The sequence below is a fragment of the Longimycelium tulufanense genome (assembly GCF_014645795.1).
Taxonomy (GTDB): domain Bacteria; phylum Actinomycetota; class Actinomycetes; order Mycobacteriales; family Pseudonocardiaceae; genus Longimycelium; species Longimycelium tulufanense.
On record NZ_BMMK01000047.1, the window covers coordinates 12,752 to 30,951 of the forward strand.

An 18,200-nucleotide genomic window follows, 5' to 3' on the forward strand; every position below is an offset into this window, starting at 1 on the left:
ACCCAGTTCATCACGGGTGGTAAGGAACGCGGGCACCGCGGTTCGACCCGCCCCTCTCCGCGTGGGGAGTAAGCCACGTCACTCGCGAGATGGGGAGGACTGGTACGGGCGGGAGGACATGGGATGCCACATTCGCCACAGGTCGAGTTCCGCCGCGTCCGCCCCCAGGGGCAATTGCATTCGGTCCGCATTCGCAAGGTGTGTGTCGCCTCCGCTGTTTTTCGATCTTGTCCGCTGTGCGGCTGGGCCGGTTGGGGAATGTCCTTCCTGCCGTACTGGCCGTGGAGTGGTCCGCGGGCTACCCGTTCTTGCTGATCGTGTTCTTGCCCAGGTGCTCGGTGATGCACGCCCGCACCGCGGGTCCGTCCAGGTGGCCGCGAGGGTCGCCGGTTTTCCAACGGTCGGAGTCCCGCCACCTCGGGGTTCAATGTCCACAGTGGATATGTGAAGCGGGTGTGAGTCGGACGTCCCCTAATCTCACCGCTCGGCGCTGTACCACCCGTGCCTCCCCGGCGCTGTGGGAAGATCCTTCAGGTCCCGCGGGCCTGGCGCGCCGGTCAGCAAGCCCGGCGCAGGCCGTTGTGGCTTGGGGCGTCGTAGAAACATCCGGAACAGAAGTAAGTGGACGCCGCACGCAGGTGTGCGGGCGCATGCTCCGTTCCCCGTGCGGCGACTGTTTCGATCGACTTAACAGAGTCTTTCAGCGCACCGCAAATCTCGAAGTCAGCTCCTTCGGCCGTGGTAGCCCGATCGAACCGGACTGATCCACCTCACACCGGGTCCCATCCGTTGGCATCGTGCCCTAGAGTGGCGGGTCGCGTCGGAACGTCTTTGTGCGCCGGCGCGTTCGACACCTGGACACGCTCCCGACGCGTCATAGTCAAGCAGCGGCAACCCCCTCGTTGCGCCACCGGCTGCTGCGCGTCGAGGGGCATGGCGACGGGAGGAGGGATCTGGACATGGCAACGGTGGACCATCGCCGATCGGTGGGCCAGGGCCGAACCGCCACCGCGGGCGTCCCGGCCAGGATCCGGACCTTCCTCGACCGCGACCGCCCGCAGACCCCGTGCCTGGTGATCGACCTGCCGACGGTCGCCGAGCGCTACGCCGACGTGCGCGCCGCCCTGCCCGAGGCACGGGTTTTCTACGCGGTCAAGGCCAACCCCGCGCCCGAGGTCGTCGCACTGCTGGTGCGGCTGGGCGCGTGTTTCGACGTGGCCAGCCCGCCCGAGATCGACCTGTGTCTCGCCCAGGGTGCGTGCCCGGAGACCATCTCCTACAGCAACCCGATCAAGAAGCGTTCCGACGTCGCCCACGCCCACCGCGTGGGCGTCCGCCTGTTCGCCCTCGACAGCACCCAGGACCTGGAACACATCGCCGCCGAGGCGCCGGGCTCGTCGGTCTTCTGCCGCCTGCTGGTCGAGCCGGCCGGCGCGAAGACACCGTTCGGCAGGAAGTTCGGGTGCAGCGCGGACATGGCGATCGACCTGCTCGCACGCGCCGCCGAACTGGGCCTGGCCCCCTACGGTGTCTCCTTCCACGTCGGCTCGCAGCAGACCGATCCGGACGCGTGGGAGGGCGGCATCGCCGCGGCCGCGCGGGTCTTCCGCGCCCTGGCCGAGCGCGGGATCCGGGCCCGGTTCCTCAACCTCGGTGGCGGTTTCCCCGCCTCCTACCTGGAACCCGCGTCACCGCTTCCGGTGTACGGCAAGGCGGTGCGGGCGGCCGTCGAGCGCCATTTCGGCGGTATGTCGCCCGAGCTGGCCGTCGAACCGGGCCGCTCGATCGTCGGCGACGCCGGCGTGATCCGCAGCGAGGTCGTGCTGGTCTCCCGCAAGAGCTACGACGACGACCACCGCTGGGTGTACCTGGACGTCGGGCGCTACAACGGGATGGCCGAGTGCGAGGGCGAGGCGATCGCCTACCGCATCGTCACGCCACACGACGGCGGCCCGGTCGGACCCGTCGTGATCGCCGGCCCCACCTGCGACGGCGATGACGTGCTGTACCAGCGAACTCGCTACCAGCTACCGCTGGATCTGCGCGCCGGTGATCAGGTGGACATCCTGAGCGCCGGCGCCTACACCGCAAGCTACGCCTCGGTGTGCTTCAACGGGTTCCCTCCGTTGCCCACCCACTGCGTCAGTGACCGGACGTGACATTGCGGTCGCCGGTGGTGGAGCATCCTCCGCCACCGGCACCGCCGCCACCGGCCCGACCCGCAGGCCCTTTCTCCCCACCGAGTCCCCACCCCCGGTCCACGGGGTGGTCCATTCACGCGCGTCGCCAGGCGCGGCCGAGATAGTTGGGAGTGATAGATGTCCGCTGTCCCGGGGACGGTGCAGACCGTCGGGCTGTTCGCCGGGCAACACGTGCTCGCCGAGCTGGAAGGGGTTGATCCGGCCCTCCTCGACGATGAGCCGTTCCTCCGCCGCACCTTGGCCGAGGTCCTGGACCTGGCTGGTGCGACGGTGTGCGATGTGATCTCCAAGCAGTTCGAACCCCAGGGCGTCACGGTGCTGGCTCTGCTGAGCGAGTCCCACGCCTCGGTGCACACCTACCCGGAACGGGGCGCGTTGTTCGTCGACGTGTTCACGTGTGGCACCCGGGCCAAGCCCGAGCGGGCCGTCGAACTGCTGACCGAGGCCCTGCGCCCGACCAGTGCGCAGGTGCAGACCATCAACCGCGGCGAGGCGGAGGCCCCCGCGGACGGCCACCGAGAGGGGGCGAGTTGATCGAGATCGAAGGCGGCCGCTGCGTCCGCGAGCCGCTATCCCAGGGCATGTTCCGGCTCTGGCAGGTCGACGACGTGTTGTTCGAGGGCGATACCGCCTATCAGCACGTGGTCATCGGAAAGACCAGCCAGGGCGTGTCGTTGTTCTGCGACGATGATCGGCAGAGCACCGAGTTCAGTCAGCTCGTCTACCACGAGGCACTGCTGGTGCCGGCGTTGCTGCTGGCCGAGAAGGTCGATCGGGTCCTGGTCGTCGGGTCCAGCGAGGGCGTGGTCAGCCAGATCGCGGTCCGGGCCGGCGCCACCAGGGTGGATCACGTCGACATCGACGCCGAGGCGGTCAAGCTGTGCGCGCGGCTCCTGCCCTACGGCTACGCGCCGGAGGAGCTGGAGCGGGCCGAGCGGGGCGAGGGTCCGGTTCGGGTGCACTACACCGACGGCTGGCAGTACCTCGCCGATGCCGCCGACAGCGACGTGCGCTACGACATCGTGCTGGTCGACCTCCCCGACGAGCGGGAGGACGAGGCCCAGCACAACCGCCTGTACGGCACGGACTTCCTGCGCATGTGCAAGACCGTGCTCGCACCGGGCGGCGTCGTGGTCACCCAGGCCGGCTGCCAGACCATGTGGCGGAACACGACGTTGATCCGCTGCTGGCACCGGTTCAACGAGGTGTTCGGTACGACTGCCTACTACGGCTCCGACGAGCACGAGTGGGCGTACCTGTTCGGTCGCGCGGACGTGGTCGACGACCCGACCGGGCTGATGGTCGAGCGGCTGGAGAGGGGTGCCTACCAGCCCGAGACCATCGACGTGGACGCGTTGCGCGCCAACAGCATCCCGCCCTACCAGGTACGGCACAGCCGGGCCTGACCGAACGGAGATCGACGGAACGGGATCGCCCCGGGGATGGGGCGGTCCCGTTCCGCTCGTTCAGAATGTCGTGGTGTCGTCCGCGTTCCCGGGCACCAGGAAGCTGGCGATGCTCCGGAGCTTCTCGCAGGTCTCGGTGAACTCCCGGTCGGGGTCGGAATCGGCGACGATGCCGGCGCCTGCCCGCAGCCAGGTGGAACCGCCCTGGCGGAACACGGTGCGGAGCACCAACGCGGCGTCCAGCGCACCACCCTGTTCGGCCCGCAGCACGGCACCCGCGTACAGCCCGCGCGGGTGCGACTCCAGGGAACGAATCGCTTGGTACGCCGCGGGTTTCGGAACCCCGCACGCCGTCACCGCGGGGAACAGGGCACCGAACGCGTCCCACGCACTCGTGCCCACCGGCAGCTGGCCACGCACCGAGGACGCAAGATGTTGCACGCTTCCGCGCACCTTGATGGACAGGAAGTCCGCGACAGCGGCCGTACCCGACCGGGCGAGTGCGGCCATCTCGTCGTAAGCGACCTTGACCGACATCGCGTGCTCGGACAGCTCCTTGGTGTCCCACAACAGGTCGGTGCGCAGCCGTTCGGTGTCGCGCTCGTCCTGGCCGGTCGCCCGGGTACCGGCCAGCGGCTGGGTGTGGACCCAGCCGTCGGCGTCGATCTCCACCACCGTCTCCGGGCTGAAGCCCGCTGCGGCCACGCCACCGGTGTGGAGCAGGAATGAGCGCGCCGGGCTGTTTCCCCGTCGGCCGACCACGTAGGTGTCGACGAGGTCGACGGGGAAGTCGACGGGAACCACCCGGGAGAGAATCATTTTCTGCAGGCGTCGTTGCCGGATCGCCTCGACCGCCGTGCCGACGGCGTTCCGGTAGCCGTCCCGGTCGAGGTCTTCCACGGGCAGCGGTCGCGGTGCCGCGATCGTCCGCCCCACCGGCCGGTTCAGCTGCTCCCGCAGCCCGGCGAGCACCTCGGCATCCGTACCGCGCAGCACCGCAAGGCCCTCGCGGAGCACGACCTCGGTGCCCGGAACGATCAGCCGGAGCAGCGGTTCGTCCGGCGGCAGGGCGTCCAGGTCCTGACCGGCGAGCAGGTAGGCCAGCTCGAAGGCGGCCCAACCGTAGGCCCGCCAGCCGTGACCGGGCAGGCCGTCCAGCAGGGCGGCGACCTGCTCCATCGGAGCGTCACCCGGCGAGGTCTCCCACTCCCGGTCTCCCTGTCGAATGCGGATTGCCTTGGTGGTCAGGACGATCTCGGCCAGTGGATGACACGCGTAACACCAAGAGTCACCATCCTCGTACAAAACGTAGTCGTCTGGTGGCCCGGAACGGACGAGGTTTGCCGACACGAGCAGAGGATCGTGTCCCAACTCGTGCTCGAACCGGTGGGTAACCGGTGGAACGGGCATAAGTGGCCTTTCTCGTCGGCCTTTCTCCTCGACCGCGGTACGCGTGCCGGGGCATGGCGGCGAGGAGTCTCATTCCCAAACCTAGCCGGGTGCACCCGCTGCTCCGCGTGGCGATGAGGTAGACCACATTGGCTTCTCGACGCCTACATTGCGCCCGGTGATGTTGGCGGGAGAACGCCACCGACTGTCCGGCGATGACTTTTCTCGCCGGAACGTAGGGACGTCCCTGGCCGGGCCGGTGTGACCGGTCGATTGCGACCTCGTCGGGTGTACCACCGCACGACGCACTTTTCGCCTGCGGCTGGCGGGCGCTCCTCCAGCGCCCGCCAGGCACGTCGTCAGCTTGCCGCCGGGCTCCGCCGCACGAGCCGGAGCACGACGCCGACGGCGAGCAGGACCAGCGCACCGCCGACCGACACCGCGATGAGGCCGAGGCCGACGGCGAGCGTGCCGGCGAGGTCCATCCGCAGCAGCTCCGACGTTCCGTCCTCCCCGAGGCCCGCCTCGGCGAACGCGGACGTGAACAGGGCGCTGACGCCCTTCCGGGACAGGACCAGCACCGCCTTTCCCCGCACCGTCGTCTCCGGGACCGTTCCCTGGAGGAAGTTGTCCACGTGGTGGCGTGAATCCACCGAGCCCGACCGATTGTCACCCGCAATGAAGAGGTGGTGTTCGGGCACGGTTACCCGGAAGGGCAGGAAAGCTCACCTCGGATCCGATTCGTCGGTTCGGATGTAGGGTTCGGTGATCGACTTTTCGTCGACCACCAGCCGCCGACCGTCGTTGCAACAGAATATTCTGTCACCACCGACAGCGACGACCCGGCCCACCAACTGCCCGAAAGCCGCCTTCTCTCAGCGTGGTGCGTCGAAAAGGACCACGTCGCCCCGGCGGATCGTGGCCTCTCCCGCCCGCAGGACAACAGCCCGATCACCCGGCCGAATTGTGTCCGCCATGGCGTTACCGGGCACCGTGTAGACGTCGAACTTCGTGACGAGCAAGCCGATTCCGGCAACGGTGAAACCGAAGCCGAGAACGAGCACGGCCAACAACACCCTCGCCGCGAGGGAAAGGCGACGAGCCTCCGGCTCGGTGGCAGAAAACTCCTCCTCGGGCTCACCCACCTCGCTGCGCACGCTCCGGGGGATCAAAGCAGGAACCCGTACACCAGGCCGGCCACCACGGCGCCCAGGCCCACACCCGCCAGGACCTGGGCCGTGGTGTGCTTGCCCAGGTAAACCCGCGACCAGCAGATCAACGGCACCGCCAGCACGATGGGGCCGAGCCATCCGCCGTAGGCGAAGAGCACCATCGCGACGGCACCGGTCGAGACCGCCGCGTGCAAGCTGATCTTCCAGCGCAGCGCCTTGGTGATGACGATCGCGAACGACAGGAGAGCCAACTCGGCGTAGGTCATGACGAGCAACTCGCGCGGGCCGTCCAGCGCGAGCTGCCCGACCAGGGCGAGGGCGAGCGAGCCGACGGCGATCAGGAGCGGGACGAGGCGTCCCTCGCGGTTGTCCACGTGGTGGCCCTCCCACCTGCCCCGCCGCGCGCCCCGGCTGATCATCCACAGTGGAACCAGCCCGGTGAGCGCGGCGACGAACAGGCCCCAGCCCAGAGTCGGACCGAGCTGCCGGGTGTCGTGCCAGGCGATGGCCAGCGGCAGCAGGCACACCACGGTGTACGGGCTGAGCACCTCCGTGCCGACGAACGCGAGCAGTCGGGCAGGGGACGAGCTCCCGGCGGTCTTCTCGGTGGTCACGCGACGGCTCCCGGTCTGGCGGTCGTGGCCGTTTCTGACCCGCACGGTCACCACAGGCGGTGGTGTGATCACTTCCCCCAGCCAGGGAACCACGGGGGACGTGTCGCGGGTCGTCACGGCGGTTCGCTCTGGTGGCAGAAGCCTAATCGCCGATCAGGAGAAAGCGAGGTGGTTCGGGCGCGCTCCGACGTCGCCGGTGCACAAGATCACGGTCTGCCGGGGCGCGGCGGGTCAGCGTTGGGTGAGGAAGCCGCCGAACACCAACCGCCGCAACGCCTCCGCGATCGGAGCGGGGGAGCCCGGCTCGGGCTGAGCCTGCCATTGCCGCAGCAGCTCGGTGGCCGCGCCGGTGAGCGCGATCCCGAGCGTGTGGTAGTCGCCGGGAGGGGCGAGACCGGCCTGTACGGCCCGCTCGGCCTCGCGCTCGATCAGCGCCGTCCAACGCAACACCCACTCCCGGTGCTGTGCTTCCACCGCCGGGCTGGTGCCGGCCGCCTCCACGTAGGCGACCCTGGCCTTGCGCGGGTCGGCGGTGATGTTGCGCAGGATCGCCGTGAGGATGGCCTCGATCCGGGCGATCACATCGTCCGGCACGTCCGCGAGCGTGGCGTCGACCTCGGCCAGCGCCTCGGTGTTGATCTGGTTGTGTAGCGCCAGCAGGACCGCTTCCTTGTTGTCGAACTCCTCGTAGAAGTTGCGGGTGGAGACCCCGGCCTGCGTGCACAGCCGTTCGATCCGGGTCGCGTGGTAGCCGTCCCGGGCGAACAGCTCCATCGCGGCGTCGAGCAGTCGCTCCCGTCGTTCCGCGCGGCGTTCCTCCGGGGCCAGGCCCCGGTAGGTCCGCGCCGCCCGTTCCGTCATGGGCCCTCCCCTCCCCGGCTGGGACCGAGCGTAGTTACTGCCGCCCTGCGGAATTCGGTCATGACCGTTGTCAGAACAGGGTGTCGGCCCTACTGTGTGAAAACCTCGCTTACCACTGTGAGGATGATCACGGAGGTCGCCGATGTCCTCGTGTGCCCGTCCCCGATGTCGCCCCCGTTTCCTGTTAGCCCTGGTGACAGCCGTCGTCACCAGCCTCACCGGCGCTGAGGCCGCGCTCGCCGAGCCCCAGCGCAGCAACGCCGGCACCGTCCCCACCCCCGCCGACGACCCGTTCTATCGGCCGCCCACCCCGTTGCCCCCGGGTGAGCCCGGCGACGTGATCCGGTCCCGGCAAATCGCCGTCCGGGTCGAGCCGACCGGTATTGCCCCGGTTCCGGTCGCCGCCTGGCAGGTGCTGTACCGGTCCACCTCGGCGACCGGGAAGCCCATCGCGGTGACCGGCACCGTGCTCGTGCCGCGCGTGCCCTGGCTCGCCGGGACGCGCCCCCTCGTCTCCTACGCCGTCGGCACCCACGGCCTCGGCGACCAGTGCGCCCCCTCGTACAAGATGCGTGCCGGCACCGAGAACGAGGTCGCCCTGATCGCGCAACCCCTGATGCGTGGATGGGCCGTTGTCCTCACCGACTATCCGGCGCTGGGCACGCCGGACGTACACCACTACGCGGTCGGACGTGCCGCCGGGCAGGCCATGCTCGATGCCGCGCGCGCCGCGCAGCGCCTACCCGGACCGGGCTTGAGCCCAAGCGGCCCCGTGGGTTTCTGGGGGTACTCGCAGGGTGGCCAAGCCGCCGCGTTCGCCGGCGAGCTGCAGCCGAGCTACGCCCCGGAGCTGAAGACCGTCGGCGCGGTCGCCGGTGGCGTCCCGCGCGACCTGATCAAACTGGCCCGCTACGTCGACGGCGGACCGTTCTTCGGCCTGGCCCTCGGCGCCATCGCCGGTTACCGCTCCGCCTACCCGGACCTGCCCTACGACGAGCTGGTCAACGACAAGGGGCGGAAGCTGGTCGCGCAGGCCGGTGAGGACTGTGTGGCAACCATGGCGGTGCGCGGGGCCTTCCACCGGCTCGTCGACCTGACGACCGTGCCGGACGTGCTGGAGAACCCCGCTTGGCGGGCGCGTTTGACCGAGAACCGGCCCGGACAGCGCAAGCCGACCGCACCCGTGCTCCTGTACCACGGCGATCTCGACGAGCTCATCCCGTACCACATCGCCCGGCCGCTGCTCGACGACTACTGCCGGCTTGGCGCCACCGTCGAGTGGAAGACCATGCCGGTCTCCGAACACATCAGCGGGGACGTCGTCGGCGCCCCGGTCGCGGTGAACTGGCTCGCCAACAGGTTCCTCGGCACCCCGGCCGGAAGCTCCTGCTGACGAAGGAGGCAGCGGAATGCCCACTCTGGACGTGTCCCGGTTGGCCGATCTCGCCTCGGCCGCGGGAAGCCACTTCGCCGACGACCCCGCCATCCGCTCGGTGCGTCCGAGCCGGTGGTCGAAGTTGACCTACCGGCAGTTGGCCGAAGTGGTGCGGGACGTGGCGCGCGGCCTCATCGCGCTCGGCGTCGAGCCGGGCGACCACGTCGCCATCCTCGCCGAGACGCGTCCGGAGTGGACTGTCTGCGACCTCGCCGCGCTGGCCGCCGGCGCCGTGGTGGTGCCGGTGTACCCGACGAACTCGCCAGCGGAATGCGAGTGGGTGCTCACCGACTCCGGAACCTCGCTGGTGATCTGCGAGAACTCCGAGCAACTGGCCAAGGTTGCGGCGCTGGCGGAGAAGTTCCGGGCACTGGTCGTGATGGAGGAAGGGTCCACCGGCGGTGCCCTCGACCTGGATGAGCTGGTGGCGAAGGGAAAGGACGTCGACCCGGCCGAGCCGCAACGGCGGGCGGCCGCGGTACGTCCGGAGAGCCCGGCGACGATCATCTACACCTCAGGCACCACAGGGAGTCCCAAGGGCTGCGTCATTACCAACGCCAACTGGGCTGCCACGTTCGCGGTGGTGCGGGACAGCATTCCCGTGCCCGCCGGCGATGTCGTCTACCTGTACCTGCCGCTGGCGCACATGCTGGCCCGCATCGTGCAGATCGAGGTCTTCCGGCGCGGTGGGGTGCTGCACTTCTTCGGTGGGGACGTCCGGCAGGTGGTGGCCGAGCTGGCACAGGTGCGCCCGCGGTTCCTTCCTTCGGTGCCGAGGCTTTTCGAGAAGGTCCATCACCGCGTGCTGAGCATGCTGGACCAGGTGCCGCCCGATGACCGCGACGCCTTCCGCAGGGCGCTGGAACTGGGACGGCAGGTGCGCGGTGCACAGCGCCGCGGGGAGGAGGTGCCCGCCGAGGTGCGGGAGGAGTTCGCCGAGGCCGACGCCCGCTGGCTCGCCATGGTGCGGGCCGCCTTCGGCGGACAGCTCGAGGGCGCGCTGACCGGGGCCGCACCCATCGCGCCGGAGGTGCTGGAGTTCTTCGACGCCTGTGGAATACCCATCCTCGAGGGCTACGGGTTGACCGAGAGCACGGCCGTCATCTCGATCAACACCCTCGAAGCACGCAAGATCGGTACGGTGGGCCGGCCGGTACCCGGCGTGGAGGTCCGCATCGCCGATGATGGCGAGGTGTTGGCCCGCGGGGACAACATGTTCGCCGGTTACCACGGGGACCCGGAGTCCACGGCGCGGGCGCTGGCCGACGGCTGGCTGCACACCGGAGACCTCGGTGAGATCGACGAGGACGGTTTCCTACGAATCACCGGGCGCAAGAAGGAACTCATCATTCCGGCCAGTGGAAAGAACATCAGCCCGAATCCCATCGAGAACGACCTACGTCAGTCCCGGTGGATCTCGCACGCGGTACTGCACGGGGACCGCCGTCCGTACCTCGTCGCGTTGGTCACGCTCGAGGGCGAGGAGATCCTGCCGTGGGCCCGGGAGCGCGGGCTGCCGGAGGACCTGGCGCAGCTTGCCGGGCACCCGGCGGTCCGCGCCCTGGTCCAGTCCGTGGTGGACGAGGTCAACGCGCGGTACTCCCGCCCCGAGCAGGTGCGGGCATTCGCCGTGTTGGGACACGATTTCGGCCCGGAGAGCGGGGAGCTGACACCCACGTTGAAGCTGCGTCGGTCGGCCATCGCCGCCAAGTACCGCGACGTGTTGGACAAGCTCTATGTCTCGTGATGGAGGTATCACCCACATGGGTCAACGTAACCGGCGAGGGGGCGCGGTGGACGTGCCGTGCTCTTCCGATTTCCGATTCGTTGTGGTGTCGTAAACCGATGTTGGCGTACGAGCGGATTGGCAGCGGGCCCCCGCTGGTGCTGGTGCACGGAATCTCCCACCGTCGGCAGGCGTGGTACCCGGTGCTCGACCGCCTTGTCGACCACCGCGAGGTCATCCTCGTCGATCTTCCCGGCCACGGCGAGTCACCCCCGCTGGAGCCCGACCCGGGCGGGGACATCGTCGCGACCCTGGAGAAGCCGCTGCTGGAGCTGCTGGAGCGTCTCCAGCTCGACCGTCCACATATCGCCGGGAACTCGCTGGGCGGACGCGTCGCCCTGGAGGCGGCGAGCCGCGGCTGGGTTCGGTCGGCCACCTGCCTGTCGCCGGCCGGATTCTGGGTTACCGACCGTGGCTTCCTCTACACGCGGACCATGTTCCGCGCCTGGGTCCGGCTCGGGAAGATCGTCAATCCACTCGCACCGCGGATGTCGCGGTCCGGAATCGGCCGGACGATGATGTACCTGCCGTTCCTCGGCAAACCCTGGCGCCTGGACCCGGACCTCGCGCTCGGTGACTTCCGCGCGTTCCGTGCGGCCGAACCGGCGATCCGGTGGATACTCCCGCGTGCTTTCCCGTTCCACCAACCGATCCCGCCGAACCTGCCCGTCACGATCGCGTGGGGCACGCGGGACCTGACGCTACCGCCTTACCAGGCCCGGGTGGCACAGCGACAGCTCCCCAACGCACGACACATCACGTTGCCCGGCTGCGGCCACGTTCCGATGAACGACGCGCCTGACCTGGTGGCCAAGATCTTGTTGGAGGGCAGCAACTCCACCATTGCCGGCGCCGCCTGAAACCTGAACCTGTCTGGTTCCTTTCCCCTGCAGTTGACAGGTATTGCGCACTACGCGGCCATGGCCTTCGACGTGGCGGTAACGGACACCTCTGCGCGCCCCGCAAGCACCTCGGACCCGACTAGAGTGTTCGGTGGGTCGTCCGGCGCCTTCCCCTCGGGGAAGCTTGATTCCCCAAGGAGGGGTGCGGTTCATGCGCGTCTTCGTTGCCGGTGCGACCGGTGTTGTCGGCCGCCAGTTGGTTCCACTTCTCATCGACGCCGGGCACGAGGTCGTGGGGACGACTCGCCGGGAGTCGGGCATGCAACATCTGCGCGCCCAGGGCGTGATCCCGTTGCGCATCGACATGTTCGACCATGACGGATTGGCCCAAGCCGTGGCGGAGAGCGCTCCGGACGCGCTGATCCACCAGCTCACGGCGCTGTCGGACTGGAACCTGGCGGACAACGCGCGAGTTCGCCGGGAGGGGACCCGGAATCTGGTCGACGCGGTCAAGAAGGCCGGAGTCACCCGTGTTGTCGCACAATCCATCGCCTGGGCCTACGAGCCGGGCGACACCCCGGCCGACGAGAGGATGCCGCTCGATCTCGACGCACCGGAGCCAAGATCTGTCACGATCGGTGGTGTCCAGGCGTTGGAGGACATTGTCAGCGAGATCGAGCAGCACGTGATCCTGCGTTATGGCCTCTTCTACGGCCCGGGAACCTCTCACGCGCCGGGCGGGCGCACCGCGCAGCAGATCCGGGATGCCCAGGTCACGGCGAACGAGGGCGTCACCTCGTTCGTGCATGTCGTTGATGCGGCCCGCGCCGCCGTGCTCGCATTGGACTGGCCGAGTGGGACAGTGAACATCGTGGACGACGAGCCCGCACCCGCACACGAGTGGATGCCGGTGCTGGCCCAGGCAGTTGGTGGCCCGGCTCCCGAGCGCGTTGCCGGCCGTGCCGCATGGGAACGTGGAGCGGACAACACACTGGCCCGCACCAAGCTCGGATGGCAGCCGCGCTACCTGTCCTGGCGCACGGGCTTCGCCGACCAGAGCTGACTGGGACGACGCTGGTTGGTTGCCTGACAAGTTCTGACCCCCCACCGGAGAGTTGAGGGTTGCATGACCTGGGTGGTGTTCGACTACGGCGGTGTGTTGTGCCACCCGCCGACTGAGGAGGCGGGCGCGGCGCTCGCTGCCGCAGCTGGCACAACCGTCGACCGCTTCTGGCCTGCTTACTGGGCCCACCGCACACCCTATGACCTGGGTGTCGTCAGCGCCGCCGAGTTCTGGACCAAGGTTTGCGGCGACCTGGGCAGACCCTCCGTCGACGATGAGGTGGAGCGCTTGGTTGACCTCGACAACATCGCCTGGTTCAACCTCAACCAGGGCACGTCCGACCTGCTTCGCGAGCTTTCCGAGGCCGACGTCCCGCTCGCCCTGCTCTCCAATGCACCGGTTGATCTGGCGCGCGTGATCGACACCCAGCCGTGGGCTGGCCGGTTCCAGCATCGCTTCTTCAGCGCAGACCTGAAGCTGGCCAAACCGGATCCGGCTGTCTACCGGCGGTTGTGCACATCGCTGGGCGCTGGGCCCGGTGAGGTGATGTTCGTCGACGACCGCGAGGACAACGTGCTCGCGGCCAGGGAACTGGGGATCGACGCTTTGCTGTTCACCGATGTGGGCCGTCTGCGAGCGGACCTGGCCAAGCGAGGTACCTCTTGACACGACACTTCGGGGTGCTTGGCCGCGTGACGCTGGCCGCGGTCATGGCGGTCGGCGGCCTGTTGGTGGCCGAACCGGCGCCGGCGCGGGCCGCCCCGCCCAACCTCGGTGACTTCCAGTTGAAACCCGGCCCGCACGCGGAGGATCTGCCGGGGCGGGCCCTTCGGCTGGACGAGCAGCTGCCCAAGCTCGGGGTGCAGAACATCCTGGAGGACGCCAACCGGATAGCCACGGAGAGCGCCAGCTCGGACACCTGTAATCATGGTGCGACCAACAGCCTGAAGCACCACGGGATCAGCTACTGCTTCGACGACGCCGACGATGGCTGGCAGTACCCCGAGAAGGTCGAGTGGTACCCGCAGGGCGTCACCACGGTCGCCGACGCGCAGGCCGACCAGCTGTGGGGTAGCAAGAGAGCTATCCTGATCACCTGGTACAACAAGGACGTCGAGCAGGTAAAGGGCGTCCGCGTCACCTTCCTTGACCCGGACTCGCTCCGGTACCGGCACGTCCTGCTGGCGTACCCCTTCACCAACGACTCCGGCAACGCGACCTACATGAGCCTGCGTACCACGCAGACCGCCGCCGGAACGTCCCTGCATGCCGGCGGCATCGCCTGGTACGGCAGGTACCTCTACGTCGCGGACACCGCGAAGGGCATCCGGGTCTTCGACACGCGCTACATCTTCGACCTGGCAGCGGCCGAGAACGGCGACACCAAGGACAAGACCCAGATCGGCCGGCAGCAGGGCACTTTCTACGGACACGGCTACCGGTTCGTCATGCCGCAGGTCTACAACTGGGTCAACACCAACACGCGGCAGAAATGCACCGGCGAGGGTGGTTCCAGCTTCTCCTTCGTTGGCCTGGACCGCAGCGGCATCGACCACCTCACCACCGGCGAGTACTGCAACCGCGGTGACGTGGGAGACGATCCGGTGCGGTGGGGGCGGGTGGCCCGCTGGCCGCTCGACGGTAGCAGCGGCAGGCCGAAGCTGACCGACGGCCTGTGGAAGGCAGACGCCGCATACCGGCTCCCGGTACCGAACGTGCAGGGCGCGCTGTCGTACAACGACAAGTGGTACATCAGCCGCAGTCGAGGCGACCGGGAGAACGGCCTTCTCTACGTCACGAAGAAGATCACTTCGACGACCGGGACCCTGGAGATCGAGAGCGCGCACCGGGCCGATATCGGGGTGGAGGACCTGTCGCACTGGCCCAAGTCGGACGGTAGGCCGGGCCGGATCTGGACGGTGACCGAGCATCCCGGCAAGCGGATGATCTACGCCTGCGACATCGAGTTCCTCAACGACATCGACCGGGACACCGAGATCTGCGGGCTCTGGCGCAACCCACCTGAGTAAGGACCGGAATAGGGGCGGTGCCGTGGTGACCGTTCCCTCGGGACAGTGCCACGGCCTCCTGCAGAACCACGCCGGCGCTGGAAATAAGGAATCGGACCACCCTCGGCGCTATTTGTCCGGAATCCGGGCAGCGGTATCGGCGAGACGCCAAGCGGCCTCGTCCGTACCGGGCAAGGATTGCCCACCAGGTGGAAAGCTGGCCTCGGCCACCTCGATCCAACCGAAAACGAGACCACGGGCGCGCCGACAGTTCGGCACGCCCGTGGTCGCTGCTCAGGGCTGGCGTGCCTGGACGGCGGGGCCCGCCGGGTGGGGTCTGGGGGTTGCACCCCCAGGGAGCATGACAATCGATGAGGGCCCGTGCGGTCCGCGGGTTGCCTTGCCATGGTGAGTGCGTGTGTGGGGGTCCGGGGGCGGGGCCCGCCGGGTGGGGTCTGGGGGTTGCACCCCCAGGGAGCATGACAATCGATGAGGGCCCGTGCGGTCCGCGGGCACAGCTCACCCAATCGATTGTGCCCGCGGCAGGATTCGAACCTGCGACCCTCCGCTTAGGAGTTCTGGGGTGGTCAATCCGGCTGGTTGTCGCCGGTTGCTTCGGTGCTGGTCGGCGAGAAGGCTGCAACAGTGGGGGGGGGGTCCGAACTGGGCTGAACTGAGACCCAGTCTGAGACCCTGCCCGGTCTGACATCAAGATCAGGTGTCAGGTGTCAGACACCGCGGTTTCCCCAGGACGCGTGCGGGTGTGCGGGTGCTGACACCGGGTCTGACACCCGCGCTGACGGTTCCGTAACGGTGTTCTGCCCCCCTGTTCCAGCCTTGATGACCGGTGGCCGGCCGGCGCCCGGACGCCGCGTGAGTCAGCGGGTGCGGCGTGAATAGTCACCACCCGGCCCGCATGGACCGTTCACGCGGGCTGACCTGGGGTGATGGTGTGCACGTGAACGGGTGAGTGGTGGGGGTGCGGCCCGGCCGGAGGGTGCCGGGTGGGCGTGTTGCCGACGGTGGCCCGTTCACTCACGGCCGAGCCGCGCTGAACGCCCGCCCGACCCCACCTCATCTCACCTCACCTCACCTCAGGGTGGCGGCCCCCCACCTGGGCCGACCAACCCCACCCGCGGGGGGCGAGTTGAGGTGAGGTCACGTGAGGTGAGGTGACCTCGCACCCCCCGCTCCCGCCCCGACCTGGGCGGATCGGTCGCGGCTGGGCCGCGACCGGTCGCGCCGTCGCGACCTGACCCGCGACCGTCCTGGTCAGCACTGACACGGTTGGGTCGCGGGTCGCGCCTGCGGCCGTTCCCTGCCGCAACACCGGTCTCACAGGCCCTGTCGTGATCGGGCGCCTTGCGACCGCGACAGCGGCGGAACGCCCTCGTTCCCCGCGGTTCGGCGCGGTCTGTTCCCCTCCTTTTCCAGCCCCACCAAAGCCGCTGAAAAAGGAATGGGGAGCGGCCCGGTCTGCTCCGCCCTCCGGCTCCAGCACAACGGGAGCGGAGCACAGACCGGCTGAAATAGTGGGGGGCAGGGGAAGGGTTAGGAGCGGAACGCTCCGGAACGGGGGAACAACCCCCGTCGTCCCCGGCCCGATCACTCCAGGGCAGGTGGGAACGCGTCTCTCCGGCGCTCTCAGGGCGCGTTGAGAAGCCCCGTGTCGTTCCCTGCCGCCGGCCCGACATTGACCTTGACTGGTGGTGGCTGGGCCGGCTACGGCACTGCTGGCGCCGTGGTTCGGGCGGGCTGGAGCCGGAGGGGGTCTCCCGGGGGTCGGCAGGTGGCCGCCCCCCTGCGGCTCCAGCCGGGTGTCGTGCCTCCGGGTGCCCGAGCCCGCGTCGACCGCCGATCTCGATGAGTGAGTGAGCCCGACTCGCACTGGCCGGTCCCCGAAAACCGGGCCGTTCCCGGCCGGTTCAAGCCCCGCGCTCACTCGCTCACTTTCTCACTTCTCCCAGTTCATGCACGGAGTGAGCGCCGCGGCGGGGCGAGTGAGGACGCTCACTCCACAACCCGGCTCTTACTCCCCCGCTCACTGGCCGGGCGGCATCCGCACGGTGTCCGCCCGCGGTGTTCCCGGTGGGGGCTGGAGCATGGTGGGAGGCGCGCGGCGGGCAGCACGAACCTCACACCATGCCCCGGCCCCACGCGGCCCGCCCGGGCGTGTGGCTCCGACCGCCCCAACCCCGGCTGCTACGAAGCGTCACCGATGCGGGCCTGACGTCACTGACGTCACGACGCGTCAGAAACCCTCCCAACCCGGATTTCATCGCGTGCGCTCACACGCGCGGGAACCTGTCCTGACACCGTCGGACAACGGCCTGACACGTCAGAAACCCTGTACCCAGCGTGACTTCCCCGAAGGGCCGGCGGCCGTATCCTGGGCGGTATGAGCGAGCAGCCCGTCTCCGCCGACGACCTGCACACGGTCAGCCAACAAGCCGCCGTGTGGGAACAGGCCATCCACCGCGCCGAACACGGCGAAACCGTCCCCGTCATCGCCCACGGCGAGCACGTCGCCGACGTGGTGCCCTCCGGCGAACTGGACCGCCTCCGCGAGACCATTGACGTGCTCTCCGACAGCGACCTGGTCCGCGACCTGCGCACCGGCCTGGCCGACGCACACGCCGGGCGCGTGGTCACCGCCGACCAGATCGCCGCGGACCTGGCCGCCCGCCGCACCACCGGCGAATGACCAATCCCGCCCCCTACGCGGTCACCTTCACCGCCGCCGCCCGCCGTGGCCTGAACAAGCTCCCCTACCCCGCGGCCGCCGCCCTGTACGAGCACCTCACCGGCCCGGTGGCCGGCAACCCCTACAGGCTGGGCAAACCCCTCAACGCCCCGTTGGACGGGGTGTGGAGCACCCGACGCGGCGACTACCGCGCCCTCTACACCATCAACGACACCACCCACAGCATCACCGTGGTTGCCGTCGCCCACCGCCGCAACGCCTACCGCACACGATGACGGATATCGGCCCGTCAAGGGAGGCATCTTGGCCGCACCGACCGTCCAAGAACACGACCCAGAACTTGGCCTGATCGCAAGCTGCCCATGTCACACTGGCGCGGCTTCGTATCGTGGCTGGCACGCCACAAAGGGACCTGAGCCCCTGCTTCACGCCCACCACGGCACAAGTCCACGCCGCCGCGAAACGGATCTAGGTGGGCTTCTCCCCGACTGGTGCGACCACTGCTATCGGCTGCGCGATGCTGACGGTGGTCAGTGGGTCTACGTGGCGGAACCCTACCAGCTTGACAGCAGCGCCTTCGAGGACTTCCTCTGCCTGCGTGAGCACGGTTGGAACGTGCAGGTCACAGCTTGGCAGGCTCGCCACAAGCCGGGCCACACCGTGGCTGTCCTGATCTGGAAGAAACCCGAACCGCACACCAGCCGGGCCTGACCCCACA

16 protein-coding genes and 1 pseudogene are annotated in these 18,200 nt (G+C 68.9%); 12 read left to right on the forward strand and 5 right to left on the reverse strand.

Annotated elements, in window-relative coordinates; all coding sequences use genetic code 11:
- Nucleotides 1–959: 959 nt before the first annotated feature.
- The 3 genes from IEY55_RS28505 (at nt 960) to IEY55_RS28515 (ending at nt 3,607) form a co-directional block, all read left to right on the forward strand.
- Nucleotides 960–2,159, forward strand: coding sequence for a type III PLP-dependent enzyme (locus IEY55_RS28505; protein WP_189061670.1), 1,200 nt, complete (start codon nt 960–962; stop codon nt 2,157–2,159).
- A 159-nt stretch (nt 2,160–2,318) separates the two neighbouring features.
- Nucleotides 2,319–2,735, forward strand: a complete 417-nt coding sequence (gene speD / locus IEY55_RS28510) for an adenosylmethionine decarboxylase (RefSeq protein WP_189061671.1) — start codon at nt 2,319–2,321, stop codon at nt 2,733–2,735.
- Nucleotides 2,732–3,607 carry a spermidine synthase gene (locus IEY55_RS28515; RefSeq protein WP_229686844.1) on the forward strand — a complete coding sequence of 292 codons (876 nt, stop codon included), beginning with the start codon at nt 2,732–2,734 and terminating at the stop codon, nt 3,605–3,607. The genes speD and IEY55_RS28515 overlap by 4 nt, the downstream gene beginning before the upstream one ends.
- Before the next feature lie 60 nt (nt 3,608–3,667).
- On the opposite strand, the gene IEY55_RS28520 is transcribed toward IEY55_RS28515, so the two are convergent.
- From IEY55_RS28520 to IEY55_RS28540, 5 genes and pseudogenes are all read right to left on the reverse strand, one after another.
- Nucleotides 3,668–4,957 (reverse strand): salicylate synthase, encoded by a 1,290-nt coding sequence (locus tag IEY55_RS28520; protein WP_229686845.1) that lies wholly within the window; start codon nt 4,955–4,957, stop codon nt 3,668–3,670.
- A 398-nt stretch (nt 4,958–5,355) separates the two neighbouring features.
- Nucleotides 5,356–5,847, reverse strand: a pseudogene (lepB, locus tag IEY55_RS32675) (signal peptidase I).
- A 24-nt stretch (nt 5,848–5,871) separates the two neighbouring features.
- The gene (locus IEY55_RS28530) at nt 5,872–6,153 is read right to left on the reverse strand and encodes a S26 family signal peptidase (RefSeq protein ID WP_189061674.1); all 282 of its coding nucleotides are present in this window, start codon (nt 6,151–6,153) and stop codon (nt 5,872–5,874) included.
- An 11-nt stretch (nt 6,154–6,164) separates the two neighbouring features.
- Entirely contained in the window at nt 6,165–6,782 is a 618-nt protein-coding gene (locus IEY55_RS28535) for a phosphatase PAP2 family protein (protein WP_189061675.1), read from the reverse strand.
- A 231-nt stretch (nt 6,783–7,013) separates the two neighbouring features.
- Nucleotides 7,014–7,643: a TetR/AcrR family transcriptional regulator gene (locus IEY55_RS28540; protein WP_189061676.1), complete on the reverse strand. Its 630-nt coding sequence runs from the start codon at nt 7,641–7,643 to the stop codon at nt 7,014–7,016.
- A gap of 193 nt (nt 7,644–7,836) precedes the next feature.
- Here IEY55_RS28540 and IEY55_RS28545 point away from each other — a divergent pair, with 193 nt between their 5' ends.
- The 9 genes from IEY55_RS28545 to IEY55_RS28585 all read left to right on the forward strand — a co-directional run bounded on the left by IEY55_RS28545 (nt 7,837) and on the right by IEY55_RS28585 (nt 18,193).
- Entirely contained in the window at nt 7,837–9,036 is a 1,200-nt protein-coding gene (locus tag IEY55_RS28545) for a lipase family protein (protein ID WP_229686847.1), read from the forward strand.
- 16 nt (nt 9,037–9,052) lie between these two features.
- Nucleotides 9,053–10,825 (forward strand): AMP-dependent synthetase/ligase, encoded by a 1,773-nt coding sequence (locus IEY55_RS28550; RefSeq protein WP_189061677.1) that lies wholly within the window; start codon nt 9,053–9,055, stop codon nt 10,823–10,825.
- A 98-nt stretch (nt 10,826–10,923) separates the two neighbouring features.
- On the forward strand, nt 10,924–11,724 hold the full coding sequence (locus IEY55_RS28555; protein ID WP_189061678.1) for an alpha/beta fold hydrolase: 801 nt from the start codon (nt 10,924–10,926) through the stop codon (nt 11,722–11,724).
- A 193-nt stretch (nt 11,725–11,917) separates the two neighbouring features.
- Nucleotides 11,918–12,769, forward strand: a complete 852-nt coding sequence (locus tag IEY55_RS28560) for an NAD-dependent epimerase/dehydratase family protein (protein ID WP_189061679.1) — start codon at nt 11,918–11,920, stop codon at nt 12,767–12,769.
- A gap of 63 nt (nt 12,770–12,832) precedes the next feature.
- Entirely contained in the window at nt 12,833–13,435 is a 603-nt protein-coding gene (locus tag IEY55_RS28565; RefSeq protein ID WP_189061680.1) for an HAD family hydrolase, read from the forward strand.
- Nucleotides 13,436–13,461: 26 nt separating this feature from the next.
- Nucleotides 13,462–14,799, forward strand: coding sequence for a hypothetical protein (locus tag IEY55_RS28570; RefSeq protein ID WP_189061681.1), 1,338 nt, complete (start codon nt 13,462–13,464; stop codon nt 14,797–14,799).
- A 2,377-nt stretch (nt 14,800–17,176) separates the two neighbouring features.
- Nucleotides 17,177–17,482, forward strand: a complete 306-nt coding sequence (locus tag IEY55_RS28575) for a hypothetical protein (protein ID WP_189061682.1) — start codon at nt 17,177–17,179, stop codon at nt 17,480–17,482.
- Nucleotides 17,479–17,757 (forward strand): type II toxin-antitoxin system RelE family toxin, encoded by a 279-nt coding sequence (locus tag IEY55_RS28580; RefSeq protein WP_189061683.1) that lies wholly within the window; start codon nt 17,479–17,481, stop codon nt 17,755–17,757. Before IEY55_RS28575 ends, IEY55_RS28580 begins: the two co-directional genes overlap by 4 nt.
- A 268-nt stretch (nt 17,758–18,025) precedes the next feature.
- Nucleotides 18,026–18,193 carry a hypothetical protein gene (locus IEY55_RS28585; RefSeq protein WP_189061684.1) on the forward strand — a complete coding sequence of 56 codons (168 nt, stop codon included), beginning with the start codon at nt 18,026–18,028 and terminating at the stop codon, nt 18,191–18,193.
- Nucleotides 18,194–18,200 lie beyond the last annotated feature (7 nt).